We start from the raw sequence: 12,964 nt of genomic DNA, 5'->3' as shown, positions 1-12,964 counted from the left end.
GGGGAAGGCAAGATCACCCGCGACGCGCCTCGGCCTTTGCCAGCTTGTCCTCGACCCGGCGGAAGGCGGCCAGCAGTTCGCCCTTGAACTGGCCGGGTTCGAATTCGCGCAGGCCCGAATGGGCCGCGCACAGCCAGCGCAGATCGCGCGTCAGCCCCGCCAGCCCCTGTAGCCAGTCGCGAAAGTCGCGAACCGCCCCGGCTTGCGGCAGCAGCGCCTGCGGCAGGGTCGGGTGCAGGAACACGCGCGGATTGGGGAAGACGCCGCGCAGCAGGCGCGGGACCGGCATCAGGTTGATCGTGTCATCGACATGCAGCGTTCGACTGGCCGGGTGCCAGGCCAGCAACGATCCGGCATGGACGCGTTCGTTCCGGCTGACATAGTCGATCCCGCGGGGAAGCGAGAACGTCAGGTCATCCGCGAACATGTCCTGAACCTCGGGCGATTCGACGGGTTCGGGACGCCAGTTCAGGTCCGGGTGGCGCAGGCGGTGGCGGTGAGACCCGAACAGCGCCGCGTCGGGAAAATCGCGGGCGGTGGCGGCGCAATGCAGGGTGTGGAACGGATGCAGGTTCAGAACCGCCTGAACCGCGCGGCCGCCATCGGTCAGGTCCATGACCGTATCGCGGATCGCGCCCGACAGGGGATAGCTGTCCAGCATCACGAAGCGGCCTGTCCCAAGCCGGACCAGCGACGCCTGCGTTCCGACGTTCAGGACGCCGCCGATGCGCAGGTCGCCCCGGATCGACCAGAAGCCTTGTCCCAGATCGTGGATCGATTCCGTCATGACTGCATCCTATGCGCCGGGGGGTGTGCCGAAGTCGCGCCCGGCGGGTTCCGCCTGGCGCGTCTTTCCGCAGATCTGGCGCAGGGCGGCCTTCAGCCCCTCCTCCAGCGTGGGATGATAGAAGGGCATGGTCAGCAACCCCGTGGCCGTGGCGCCCGACTGAACCGACCATGCCAGAAGATGCGCCAGATGATCGCCGCCCGGACAGCACAAATCTGCGCCGCTGAGCCGCCCCTGGGCATCGGCATAAAGGGTCACGGCACCTTCGGCACGCGCCTCGGTCCGGGCACGGCCCTGGTCGGAATAGTCGCTGCGACCGCTGATGACCCCGTCGCCCGGCCCGGTCCCGACCGAGGCCAACGGCGGGTCGGTGAAGGTCAGCGCGAATGCCGGGCTGCGCTCTCCCGGGGTGACCTTCGGATAGGTCGCGGCATTGGTTCCGGCGATGGCACCCTCGGTCGATGCTTCGTGCAGCAGGGGCACATCGGCATTTGCGTCGCCCGCCATGAAGACGGGCGCATCTCCGCATTGCATCGTGGTGCGGTCGAAGACCGGGGTTCCGTGATCGTCCAGCACCAGCCCCGATGCATCCAGGTCCAGCCCCTTCAGGTTGGGCGGACGGCCGACGGCGACCAGCACGTGGCTGAACACCTGATCCCCCGCCGCGTCGCCCGTCCAAGATAGCTTGATCCCGCCGTCAACGGCCGAGGCTGTCGTCTCCACCCCCAGGCACAGGGTCACGTCGCGCGCAATGGCGTCCTGCAGCGCGTCATGGACCACGTCGCAGCGGGCCTTGCCAAGACGGGTGCCCTGGTCGAACAAAGTGACCGGCACGCCGAGGCGACCCATCGCCTGCGCCAGTTCCAGGCCGATTGGCCCGCCGCCGATCACCGCCAGGCTGTCGGGAAGGTCGGGCAGCTCAAAGATTGTCTCGTTCGTCAGGATGCGGGGGCCGAGATCGCGGAAGGGTTCGGGGATCTGGGCCTGCGACCCGGTGGCGATCACCACGGCGCGGGCCTGCACGCGGCGGCCGTCGTCCAGCATCAATTCGCTTGGCCCGACGAACCGGGCGCGGGCGCGCACGGCGGTGCCTTCGGGCAGGTCGTCAAAGGTTTCACGGGTGAAGTCGACGAACCGGTCGCGTTCCGCGCGCACGCGGGCCATGACCGCCGGTCCGTCGATCACCGGGTCACCCGGATGAACGCCGAAGACGGGCGCGCGCCGCGCCGCGTGGGCCGCATGGGATGCCGCGATCAACAGCTTGGACGGCATGCAGCCGGTATTGGCGCACAGCGTTCCGCGAAACTCGGGGTCGATCAGCAGGGTCCGGGCCCCTGCCTTGCGCGCGGCGCGTTCGGCGGCGATGCCCGCGGTGCCCGCGCCGATCACGGCCACGTCGCAGGTCAGGTCGGTTTCGGCCGGGTCGCGGCGGTCGGTTGTGGGGGACATGGACACCTTGAGGGGTTGCTGTCCCCCTCAACCGACCAGACGCCCGCGCGTTCCCTTGCCCGCGTCAGATGTTCTGCGCAGCGGCCAGGCCCTTGGCGATGATCGGCCCCGTCGGGCGCCCGGTGGGCGATCCGCCCTCTGGCTCCAGCGTGATCTCGTAAAGCTGGGCGTCGGCGGGGACGGGCAGGTCCGGACCCGCCAGCGTGGTCGCGCGCGGCCCGTCCAGCACGCCCAGGGATTGCGGCCCCATCTCCCGCGAGGGCAGGGTCCAGGCCTGGATCGAGAAGCCCTGCGGCACGTCGACATCGGAGACGAAGCGGATCTGGGCCGTGTCGTCGCCGTAATCCTCGATGATGGCGCGGGGCTGGCCCTGATCGTCCAGCAGCACGGCCACCACCTGCGGCGCGGGCGCGGGACGCTGCATCGCGCCGCCGAACCCAAGGACCAACCCCAGCACCAGCGAGGCGGCCAGCCCCGCCAGCCAGCGCATCGGCGCGCGGGGCAGGTTGGCCGCGACCGGGGCCACGGTCGGATCCGCGGACAGGGGCGTGGTCGGCGCGGCGTCCTGCGGCGTGCGTGCGATGATGTCCTGCAGCCGCGCGGCGAAACCCGGCGGCAGGGCCAGCGCCTCGGCCGACAGGTCCAGCGGCAGCAACTGTTCGCGCAGACGGGCGACATGGGCGGCCAGGGCCGGGTCGGCGGCGATCAGCGCCTCGAACAGCTCGGCCTCGGTCGGCGACATCAGCCCCATGACATAGTCGTCGGCAAAGGCGATCACGTCATCCTGGAACACTGAACTCATGACAAACACTCCCGCAGCGAGGCCAGGCCCCGCCGGATCCACGATTTCGCGGTGCCAAGCGGAACCCCCTGGCGGGCAGAGATCTCTCCGTGGCTGTAACCCGCGACATGCGCAAGCAGGATCGCGCGCCGCGCCGGATCGTCCAGCGCGTCCAGGCATTCGCCAAGCCGCCCCTTTCCGGCCAACAGCTTCCAGTCGTCGTCGTGGCACAGGTCCTGGCGGGCGTCCTGCATGCGCGTCAGCTCGTCCGGGGACAGGCTGGACAGGCGCTTGCCGTCGCGCAGGATCGTCAGGCAGCGGTTGCGCAGCACCGCATAGATCCAGCCGCGGGCCGTGCCCTCTCCCTGGCGCTGCTGGGCGGCCTTGCGCCAGATCAGCACCATCGCGTCCTGCAACGCCTCCTCGGCCAGGTCATGGCGGATCAGGATGCGGCGCGCGACGCCCAGCAGCTGCGACCCCTCGATGTCCAGGATCGCGTCGATGCCCTCGGGGCGGCCTTCGGCACAGGCGGTCAGGGCCCGGTCAAGCTGGCGGCTGCGCTGTCTTGTGTCGTCGGTCACGAAACCTCCCCTTGTCGCACGGCCATCCTGCCGCGATCGGGGGGGCGGTTGCAACCGCGCGCGCGGTCACTTTCGGTGCGCCCGCCGAATTTGCGGGGGGTCGAATTATTTTTGCATCCGGTTTCGCGGATGCCGCGTCATCGGGTCAAGGACGGCGAAGACCGCCGCCTGTGACAGAAGCTGAACCGAAAGGAACATCCCCATGTTTCGCATTGCTGCATTCTCGACCTCTGCTCTTGCGCTGTCCATTTCGGCGGCGGCTGCCGCGACCGGCGTCGGCCTGACCGACGACCGCACCCTGGTCATGTTCGACACCGAGACGCTGGAAGTCACCGGCACCATGGATGTCGAGGGCGTGGACCGCCTGCTGGGCATCGACCTGCGCCCGTCGAACAACACGCTGGTCGGCGTGACGGATGACATGCGCATCGTCACCATCGACACGGCGACCGGCGCCGCCACCGACCTGTCCACCATGGACACGCCGCTTGAGGTGGGCGACATGCCCGTGATCGTCGACTTCAACCCGATGGCCGACCGCCTGCGCTTCATGACCGGCACCACGAACCACCGCGTGAACGTGGACACCGGAGAGGTCACCGTCGACGGCAGCCTGAACTGGGTGGCCGAAGACGAGAATTCCGAGGCCAGCCCGATGATCGCCGCTGCGGCCTATATCAACAGCTATGGCACCCCCGAGGCGACCGCGATGTACAACATCGATTCGGGCTTGGGCGCATTGCTGCAGCAGACCGCCCCGAATGACGGCACGCTGGCCACCATCGGCATGCTGAACCTCGAGAACCCGGGCGAGATGATGGCGTTCGACGTCCAGACCGATGCCGAAGGCGCCAACATGGCGTGGCTGGTGACGAACAACACCATCCATTCCGTCGACCTGGAAACCGGCGCGGCCACCGCGGCCGGAGAGATCGCGGCCGATGGCCAGATCCGCGACCTGGCGGTCCTGCCCGCGATGTGACGACCCCGCGCCGGGCCCTTTCGGCCCGGCGCATCCCCTGTCCGCGGCTAGGCGATCAGCACCGGCAGCATCGACAGGACCATGATTCCCGCCATCGCCATGTTGAACAGGCGCAGCCGGTCCGGCGCGTCGATCATCCGTGCGATCCGCGCGCCCGCCACGACCCACAGCAGATGACAGGGCAGCCCCACGGCCGCGAACGCCAGCGCGACCGGCAGCGGACCGCCAAGCGCCGCGCCATAGGTCGCCAGCGCGGCCAGCACCATCGCCCAAGCCTTGGGGTTCACCCATTGGAACGCCGCCGCCTGCCATAGCCCAACGGGGCGTCCGGCGGCCTTGGCCTGCGACGGGCGGGCCTGTGCGATCTTCCACGCCAGCCACAGGGCATAGGCCAGCCCCGCGGCCTGCATCACGCGCTGCAGGCCGGAATGGGCCTGCACTGCGGGGGCCAGCCCGGCGCCCAGGACCAGCACCATCGCAGCAAAGCCCAGCATGATCCCGGCCATGTGCCGCCAGCTGCCGCGCAGGCCCACCGTCGCCCCCGACGCCATCAGCATCGCATTGTTCGGTCCCGGCGTGATCGTCGTGACCGCCGCAAACCCCATCAACCCGATCAGCGCATCCATTCGCCGCCTCCTGTCCTGCGTTCGTCCCATCCTGGCACGCGGGCGCTGGTGGATGTCCGCAATCCGCGCGATGATGACGGCATTTTTGCAGGAAAGGCCCATCATGGACGCAACTGACGACAAGATCCTGCGCATCCTGCGAAAGGATGGCCGGATCACCATCAGGCCCTGGCCGAACGGGTCGGGATGTCCGCCTCTACCTGCCAGCGGCGGGTCGAGGCGATGGAGCGGCAGGGCATCATCGCCGGCTATCGCGCCGTGCTGGGCGATGCCGCGCGACAGGTCGGTTTCGCGGCCTTCGTGCTGGTGGGTCTGGGACGGCATACCGCGCGGGTCCAACAGGCGTTCGAGGCGCGCTGTGCCGCCGCGCCGCAGGTCGTCGAATGCCACAACATCACCGGCACGGTCGAATATCTGCTGCGCGTCGAATGCCGCGATCTTGCCAGCTACAAGCAGTTCCACCACGTGGTGCTGGGCGGCTTTCCTGACCTGACCACGATCGTCACCCATGTCATCGTCGGCACGTCAAAGGACGACCGGGCGTAAGGCAGTCATTGCATTACTCTGGTTTATCAGATGGATGTCGGATCGCTGCTTTTGAGTGCCGAGACCCAGGCTGCGAGGGTGGAGGGCATTCTCTTGGCTGACCCCGCCCTGGCTGCACTGTGGCGGATGGAGACAAGCCTTCTGGAGGCTGCCGCCTCGGTCGGCCTTGAAGGTGAGCGCATCTCCACGCAGGGGATGGTACTACGTCTGACCAGCGGCACCGCGATGGAAGAGGATGCCCGGGCGGTCGAGATGGGTCTGAAGGTCCTGACCGTCATCCGGCGAACTGGGGATCCATTCAGCGCGCCGATCGCGGCACTGCGCCGGATCGAAGCGGCCGCCACGCCCATCGGTCAGACACGCGACGAGGGCGATCGCCTCGAGGATGCGGAGCTGCCCCTGGTCGTGGAGGCTGGTCGCACCTGGTCACACGTTCCGATCCTGGCGGGATGGCGCGCGGCGGCCAGCTATGCCTTCCGCTCCCGGCGGAGCAGCCCGGTGGCCGAGCGGCTGATCTTCATGGCCGTGGAGGGTGCCGCACGGCACGTGCAAGGACTGTCTCCTGATCGAAGGGTCGGTCGCGATGAGCTGGACGAGAGGGCAGGGGGCCTGATGATGCCGGCAGTTGCCGGGTGGATCGTGCCGCCATCCGTGTCGCTGACCCGCACCGGCTTCCGGGTCTGGTCGCCGATGACCGGGTTGGCCACGTTTCTGGAGGCCGCCACGCGGAGCCTTTCTCATGATCTCGGTCATCTGGGGACCCTGCGCCATGAGCTGGCGCGTCTCACGGCCATGACGTCGTCTGCACACGGGCGGTCGCGCCTTTCCGACCTGATCGCCCATCTGAAGACGCAGCCGGTGATCAGCTCGGCGATGGTCATGGATCATCTGGGCGTGACACGCCGGACCGCCCTGTCGCTGATCGGCGAACTCGTCGATGCCGGCTGCCTCAGCAATCTCACCGCCCGCAGCATCTCGCGGATCTGGGCGCTGCCGTCCCTGGCCGCACCGATGGGCCATGCGGGAGGGGTAGGGGCGGTTCGTCGCGGTATTTTCGCCGGCAGCGAAAGGTCGAGCGAACGCTTGACGTCAATCGGTGCGTTGGAACGAATGAAGGGAGGGCGCGACGAGGGCCAACTGGACCGGATCATGGCGGATCTCGATGCCGCGATGTCGGGGGTCAATGATGTCGTGCGTCGGGCGGGGGGTCGGGAGCGGAAAGATGAGTGAGCAGTTGGGACCGAAGCGCCTAGGTGTTAGGTAAAGTTGGGGTTAGGCCAGCACTTTTCTTTCTCGAAACCATCTGGGCACATAGTACCTCTGTCTCAGCATGCGTGGCCGTCGCGCTTCAGTGACGAGCTCGTCTCATAGGGTATTCTTCAATTGCTAGGATAAGGATCGCGCCATCAAACCGCGGAATCAAACACCGAGCAATGAAAGTGCCCACAAGACATCGGGTTATTCAGTCCTCGACGACCCTAGTTCGCTCCGGCGAAGTTTCCGGCATTAAGCGTCAGCGCCCGCAGCGCGTTCAGAATGACGGCCATATCGATTGCCTCCTGTAGCAGCGCGCCTTGCACGGGGGTCAGATATCCAAGCGCCGCCGCGATCATGCCCATGACCGACAGGCCGATCCCGGCCACGACGCTTTCCAGCGCGATGCGGCGCGCGCCGCGTGCCACCACAAGGCCCGGCAGCAGCCGGTCCAGATGGTCGACCAGCAGGACGACATCCGCCGCCTCGGCGCTGGCGGCGGCGCCGCGCGCGCCCATCGCCACGCCGACATCGGCGGCCGCCAGCGCGGGCGCGTCATTCACGCCGTCGCCCACCATCATCACCGGCCCGTTCAAGCGTTCAGACAGCACCAGCAGCACCTTCTGATCGGGCGTCAGATCGGCATGGACCTCGTCCAGCGACAGGCCGCGGCTGACGGCCATCGCCACAGCGTGCCGGTCCCCCGTGGCCAGCACGATGCGTGCGATGCCCTGTTCGCGCAGGCCCGCTAGCAGGTCGCCGATGCCCGCCCGCAGGCTGTCGGACATGACCAGCACCGCGCCGGGTTCCTGCGCCGCCATGTCCCAAGCCGCAGATCCCGACCGCGCGGCCACGAAGCCCGTGCCGCCGACTACCACGGCGCGGCCATCAACGGTGCCGGTCACGCCCTCGCCCGGGGTTTCGACCACGTCGGTCGGGACGGGCAGCGTGGCCCCCTGGCACGGGCGGCGGCCACCACGGCCTGGGCAACCGGATGCTGGGACAACTGATCCAGCGCGGCCGCGAAATAAAGGACCCGGTCCTCGGGCATCTCGCCCGTCGCATGGACCGCAACGATCCTGGGCCGCCCATCGGTCAGGGTGCCGGTCTTGTCCACGATCAGCGTCCTGATGCGGGCCATCGCCTCCAGCGGTTTCGCGCCCTTGATCAGCACGCCAAAGCGCGCCGCGCGTGACAACCCCGCCACCAGCGCCACCGGCACCGCCAGGATCAGCGGGCAGGGGGTGGCGACGACCAGGACGGCCACCGCGCGGATCGGATCGCCGGTGAACCACCACGCGGCCGTCGCCAAAGCGACCGTCACCCCCAGAAACAACAGGGAATACCGGTCCGCCAGCCGCGCCATCGGCGCGTGCGAATTCTGCGCCGCGCGAACCAGCCGCACGATCCCGGCATAGGTGCTGTCGGCCGCGCGGCGGGTCGCACGCAGATCGAACGCCTCGCCCGCGTTGGTCGCGCCGCTCATGACATCGGCACCCTGAGACAGGCGGACGGGCAGGGATTCACCCGTCAACGCGGACTGGTCCAGCATGGCATTGCCTGATGCCAGGGTGCCGTCCACGGGCGCGACCTCGCCCTGCTTGATCAGCAGCAGGTCGCCCGGGGCGATGTCGTCCAGCGGCACTTGGGTCAACCGGCTGTTGCGGTACAGTGTGGCGGTGCGGGCCACGCGCGACAGCAGCGCCGACATTTCGTGTTGGGCGCGGCCCTGGGCAAAGCTTTCCAGAAACGTCCCGCCCGAATACATCAGCGCGACCACTGCTGCCGCCAGCGTTTCGCCAAAGACCAGCGCCGCCGACATCGACAGCGCCGCGACGATATCAAGGCCGACCTCTTTTTGCGCAAGGCTGCGGATGATTTCGACGACAAGGTCTGCCAGCACGGGGATGACGCCCGCCGACCAGGCCAGCGTCGCCAGATCGGACCGCCCCGCCGCCCACAGGGCCAGGCCGACCGTCAAGCCAAGCGCGGCAATGGCCAGCAGGGCGGTCTTCAGTCGATCCCGGACCATGATCAGCATCCGGGCGGGTCGCCTGCAGGGATCACATGACATGACGGCACCTTTCATGCTGGACTGAGACTGGCATCCCATGTGTGACCGGGAATGCCCGGATGGCCCGAGACAGGGCCATGATGCGCACGGATGGACCAGGTCAGACGGCGGTATAGCCGCCATCGACCAGATGATAGCTGCCGGTGATGAAGGACGCCCGGCGCGACAGGAGGAAACAGACCAGCGCAGACACCTCTTCGGGGGTGCCGATGCGGCCGATGGGGTGCCGAGCCGCCAGCGCGGCCAGCACGTCGGGGGTCAGGTTCGCCGTCAGCAGCTGCGTGTCGATGAATGCGGGGCCCACCGCGTTGACCCGCACGCCCTGCGCGGCATATTCGATCGCCGCAGTCCGGGTCAGGCCCAGCAATGCGTGCTTGGCTGCGACATAGGGGGCCGCATGCGCGAACCCGACCGCTCCCAGGATCGAAGACATGTTCACGATCGACCCGCCCCCGGTCTGCAGCATCGCCGGGATCTGCCAGCGCATCCCATGAAAGACGCCGTTCAGGTTGACGTCGATCACCCGCCGCCAGGCGTCCAACGGATATGCGCCCGTGGGCAGGTCCGGGCCACCGATGCCGGCATTGTTGACTGCCATGTGCAGGCCGCCGCCGCGGGTCCGGGCAAAATCGACCAGCGCTTTCATCGCGTCCTCGTCGGCGACATCGGAGGCGCAGGGCCATGCCGTCCCGCCTGCGGTGGTGATCGTGTCGACGACCGTCCGGCATGCGTCGTCGTCAAGGTCGCTGACGACGACGCATGCGCCCGATGCGCCCAGCTCCTGCGCGATGGCGCGACCGATGCCGGACCCGGCACCCGTGACAAGCGCAGTCTTTCCCGTGAAATCGAACCGAACATCGGTCATGTCGCATCTCCTGTTGCAGGATGTGGGGTAGGTGTCGGTATGGCGCCTAGCGGCATGCGCCGGGATCCACACCAGCAGCGTCCAGCGTCCATGCGGTCATCTGGCCGATCAGATGACGCGTGGCGGCGTCAAAGGCCGGGATCAGGTCCGCGGTGCGGGTGCCGGCGGCTGGCACGGTCGCCGCAAAGCGGCCACGAGCGATGACCTTCGCCTCCATCTCATCGACCAGCTGCGCCCCGACTCCAAGGCGGATCAGCGTGCCGTCAGCGGACAGGTCGACGTTGAAATCCTGGATCTCGCTGATCATCGCGACGTCGCCCGACAGGCCCAGGGGCGCGCGACCGACCTGATCAAAGCTGCCGGTCGCGCTCAGGCTTTCGACCAGCAGGCGTTGCAGCATGGCGGGCACCGTGTCCCCCCATTCGGCATCCGGCAGGTACTGCGTCTGCAGGGCCGAAGGGCGGATCATGATGCGGTTGCTGTCCAGCGTCCCGCGCGCCTTGGGCGGTTCGATCACCAATTCGCCAATGCGGGACCGCGGGCAGGACGGCGCTGCCGGGGCGCGCAGCTCGAACAGGTCGCGCTCTGGTTCGCCCTGCAGCGCGGACAGCGCGCCGCAGCCGGGCAGGGTGGCCGTGGCGGCGATCAAAAGGGCGGTCGGCAGGCGCATGGGGAACCTCATCTGCGGAATTCGGGGGTGCGGGGGCCGGACAGCAGCTGCGCCGGGTTGCGCCGCAGGGTCGAGACAAGCTGATCCATGTTCTGGACCAGCGTGCGCATGTCCTGCGACAGGCGGGTGATCTGGGGCAACGTGTCGCCCGCAAAGGACTGAACCGGTCCGCGCGCCCCGTCCAGCACGCCCCGCAGCGATGCGAATGCCGCCGCCGCGTTGTCGGATGCCGCGCGCAGGCTGGCGCCGATGCGGGGCAGGTCCTCCGGCAGGCCGGTCATGGCGGTGGTGACCGCGCCCAGTGTGGTGCGCAGGTCGGCGGCGACGGGCGTCAGGTCGCCCATCACGCGTTGAGCGGTGTCGAATGCGCCGGTCCCGGCGGCCAGCGCCGTGTCCAGCCGGTCCAGGCTGGACCGCCCCCGATCGGCCAGATCGCCCAGGCCCGCCGCGCCGCGCTGCAACTCCTGCGTCAGCGTGGCCAGATCGCCCTGGACATAGCCGTCCACCCGGTCCAGCGTCGCTTGCGCCTGGACGGCGGCGCCGGCAAAGCGGTCCAGCGTGATCGCCGCGCTGCCGCCCAAGCCGTCCATCTGGTCCCCGAACGCCGCGATGCCCGTCGCCGCGACCGCGATCGCATCGGTCGCCGCCGCCACATCCTCCAGCGCGTGATCCAGATTGCCACTGGAGCGTTCGACATTGTCCAGGATCGCGGCCACCCGCCCCTGGTTCTGCGGCCCCAGGATCTGGGTCAGCTGTTCGGCCACCAGGCTGAGGCGGGCGATGATCTGCGGCCCTTCGTCCGTCAGCGTCTGCAGGGCCGACCGGCTGGAGGCGATGACCGGCACCTCGGACGTGTCCGCGACGCGCAGCAGCGGCGCGCGGGCCGACCCGGCCGTGACCGCGACCAGCGCCACGCCGGTGACGCCCTGCACCTCCAGCGCGGCCAGGCTGTCGCTGCGGATCGGGGTGTCCAGGATCACCTCGATGCGGACGCGCACCGGCAGGGGGTTCCCCGGCGCCAGCCGCATGTCCACGACCCGCCCGACCGGCAGGCCGGCAAAGCGGACCTCGGATGCGGGGCCAAGGCCCGACACCTCGGGGAAATAGACGTCGTAATAGGCGAACTGCCGGTCCAGCTGCAGCTGCGCGAACCACAGCACGAACCCCAGGATCCCCAGGAATCCCGCGATGGTGAAGGCGCCGATCAGCGCGTAATTGGCCTTGGTTTCCATGCGCCTAATCCTTGCCGGTGACGGCGCGCGCACGCGGTCCGTGGAAATATTCGTGGACCCAGGGGTCATCGACATCCAGCATCTGGGCCATCGTGCCGGTGGTCAGCACGCGGCGTTCGGCCAGAACCGCGACCCGGTCGCAGCAGGCATGCAGCGTGTCCAGATCATGGGTGACCAGAAACACCGACAGGTTCAGCGCGTCACGCAGCGTGACGATCAGCCGGTCAAAGGCGGACGCCCCGATCGGGTCCAGCCCGGCGGTGGGTTCGTCCAGAAACAGGATCTCGGGGTCCAGGGCCAGGGCGCGGGCTAGTCCGGCGCGCTTGCGCATGCCGCCCGACAGATCGGCGGGCATGTCGTCATTGGCCTTCCACGGCAGGCCCGCCATGCCGATCTTCAGTTCGGCCAGGCCGCGGCACTGCGCGTTGGTCAGGCCGGGAACGGCGCGCAGCGGAACCTCAACATTCTCGCGCACGGTCAGGGACGAAAACAGCGCGCCGTCCTGGAACATGACGCCCCACCGCTGTTCCAACGCGCGCCGGTCGGGGCCGGACAGCGTGCCGATGCGGTTGCCCAGCACGTCGATGGTCCCGGCCCGGACCGCGTCCAGCCCCACGATGGCCCGCAGCAGGACGGATTTTCCCGTGCCCGACCCGCCGACCACGCCCAGGATCTCTCCCCGGTTTAGGTCTAGGTCCAGGCCGTCATGGACGACGTGGCTGCCGAATTGCGTGCGCAGGCCCCGCACCTGGACAACGGCCTCGTTCACAGCCCCACCCGCGCAAAGAAAATCGAGAACGCCGCATCCGCGATGATGACCGCAAAGATCGCGCTGACCACCGCGGACGAGGTCATGCGCCCCAGGGATTCCGCGTCCTTGCCGACCTGCATCCCCGCGTGACAGCCGATCACGCCGATGATCAGGGCAAAGACCGGCGCCTTGGTCAGCCCGGCGACGACATGGGTCACGCTGATATCGGCCAGCCGGGCTAGGGTCAGGACTCGTTCTCGTTTCATAGCCAGAACATGACGGTTGCTGCGAGGGCGACGGCGGATAGGAATACCTTCGGGCATCGGTCGTAGCGTGTAGCGACCCGTCGCCAGTCCTTCAGGCGTC

At 68.5% G+C, this 12,964-nt stretch carries 12 protein-coding genes and 3 pseudogenes; 3 read left to right on the top strand and 12 right to left on the bottom strand.

Going from position 1 to position 12,964, the window contains the following annotated elements; genetic code table 11:
• Positions 1–13: 13 nt before the first annotated feature.
• The 4 genes from LZ686_RS13615 to LZ686_RS13600 form a co-directional block, all read right to left on the bottom strand.
• Positions 14–787 (bottom strand): hypothetical protein, encoded by a 774-nt coding sequence (locus LZ686_RS13615; protein WP_349548142.1) that lies wholly within the window; start codon positions 785–787, stop codon positions 14–16.
• 9 nt (positions 788–796) lie between these two features.
• A complete protein-coding gene (locus LZ686_RS13610; protein WP_349548141.1) occupies positions 797–2,236 on the bottom strand; it encodes a dihydrolipoyl dehydrogenase in 1,440 nt (479 codons plus the stop codon).
• A 64-nt stretch (positions 2,237–2,300) separates the two neighbouring features.
• On the bottom strand, positions 2,301–3,038 hold the full coding sequence (locus LZ686_RS13605) for an anti-sigma factor (RefSeq protein ID WP_045999809.1): 738 nt from the start codon (positions 3,036–3,038) through the stop codon (positions 2,301–2,303).
• Positions 3,035–3,598 (bottom strand): sigma-70 family RNA polymerase sigma factor, encoded by a 564-nt coding sequence (locus LZ686_RS13600; protein ID WP_045983424.1) that lies wholly within the window; start codon positions 3,596–3,598, stop codon positions 3,035–3,037. Before LZ686_RS13600 ends, LZ686_RS13605 begins: the two co-directional genes overlap by 4 nt.
• Before the next feature lie 202 nt (positions 3,599–3,800).
• Between LZ686_RS13600 and LZ686_RS13595 the strand changes: the two genes are divergently transcribed.
• Positions 3,801–4,580, top strand: coding sequence for a DUF4394 domain-containing protein (locus LZ686_RS13595; RefSeq protein ID WP_045999808.1), 780 nt, complete (start codon positions 3,801–3,803; stop codon positions 4,578–4,580).
• Positions 4,581–4,627: 47 nt separating this feature from the next.
• Here LZ686_RS13595 and LZ686_RS13590 read toward each other — a convergent pair whose 3' ends face one another.
• Positions 4,628–5,206 (bottom strand): LysE family translocator, encoded by a 579-nt coding sequence (locus LZ686_RS13590; RefSeq protein ID WP_349548140.1) that lies wholly within the window; start codon positions 5,204–5,206, stop codon positions 4,628–4,630.
• 186 nt (positions 5,207–5,392) lie between these two features.
• On the opposite strand from LZ686_RS13590, the gene LZ686_RS13585 reads away from it, so the two are divergent.
• Together LZ686_RS13585 and LZ686_RS13580 are read left to right on the top strand one after the other, a co-directional pair.
• Positions 5,393–5,752 carry an Lrp/AsnC family transcriptional regulator gene (locus LZ686_RS13585; protein WP_349548139.1) on the top strand — a complete coding sequence of 120 codons (360 nt, stop codon included), beginning with the start codon at positions 5,393–5,395 and terminating at the stop codon, positions 5,750–5,752.
• A gap of 30 nt (positions 5,753–5,782) precedes the next feature.
• Positions 5,783–6,982 (top strand): helix-turn-helix domain-containing protein, encoded by a 1,200-nt coding sequence (locus tag LZ686_RS13580; protein WP_349548138.1) that lies wholly within the window; start codon positions 5,783–5,785, stop codon positions 6,980–6,982.
• A 248-nt stretch (positions 6,983–7,230) separates the two neighbouring features.
• Here the strand turns inward: LZ686_RS13580 and LZ686_RS13575 are convergent.
• From LZ686_RS13575 to LZ686_RS13545, 7 genes and pseudogenes are all read right to left on the bottom strand, one after another.
• A pseudogene (locus LZ686_RS13575) lies at positions 7,231–9,047 on the bottom strand (heavy metal translocating P-type ATPase).
• A gap of 133 nt (positions 9,048–9,180) precedes the next feature.
• Positions 9,181–9,945 (bottom strand): SDR family NAD(P)-dependent oxidoreductase, encoded by a 765-nt coding sequence (locus LZ686_RS13570; RefSeq protein WP_349548137.1) that lies wholly within the window; start codon positions 9,943–9,945, stop codon positions 9,181–9,183.
• A 46-nt stretch (positions 9,946–9,991) separates the two neighbouring features.
• On the bottom strand, positions 9,992–10,615 hold the full coding sequence (locus LZ686_RS13565; RefSeq protein WP_349548136.1) for an ABC-type transport auxiliary lipoprotein family protein: 624 nt from the start codon (positions 10,613–10,615) through the stop codon (positions 9,992–9,994).
• An 8-nt stretch (positions 10,616–10,623) separates the two neighbouring features.
• Positions 10,624–11,847 carry an MlaD family protein gene (locus LZ686_RS13560; protein ID WP_349548135.1) on the bottom strand — a complete coding sequence of 408 codons (1,224 nt, stop codon included), beginning with the start codon at positions 11,845–11,847 and terminating at the stop codon, positions 10,624–10,626.
• Positions 11,848–11,851: 4 nt separating this feature from the next.
• Positions 11,852–12,616 carry an ABC transporter ATP-binding protein gene (locus LZ686_RS13555; RefSeq protein WP_349548134.1) on the bottom strand — a complete coding sequence of 255 codons (765 nt, stop codon included), beginning with the start codon at positions 12,614–12,616 and terminating at the stop codon, positions 11,852–11,854.
• Positions 12,613–12,831: pseudogene (locus tag LZ686_RS13550) on the bottom strand (ABC transporter permease); the annotation flags it as partial. The pseudogene LZ686_RS13550 and the gene LZ686_RS13555, both read right to left, overlap by 4 nt.
• A gap of 29 nt (positions 12,832–12,860) precedes the next feature.
• Positions 12,861–12,964: pseudogene (locus LZ686_RS13545) on the bottom strand (IS5/IS1182 family transposase); the annotation flags it as partial.

Origin of the sequence: Paracoccus sp. NFXS7 (genome assembly GCF_040148865.1) — a bacterium.
In the GTDB taxonomy this organism is placed as follows: domain Bacteria; phylum Pseudomonadota; class Alphaproteobacteria; order Rhodobacterales; family Rhodobacteraceae; genus Paracoccus; species Paracoccus marcusii.
This window is presented reverse-complemented; position numbering and strand designations above follow the sequence as displayed.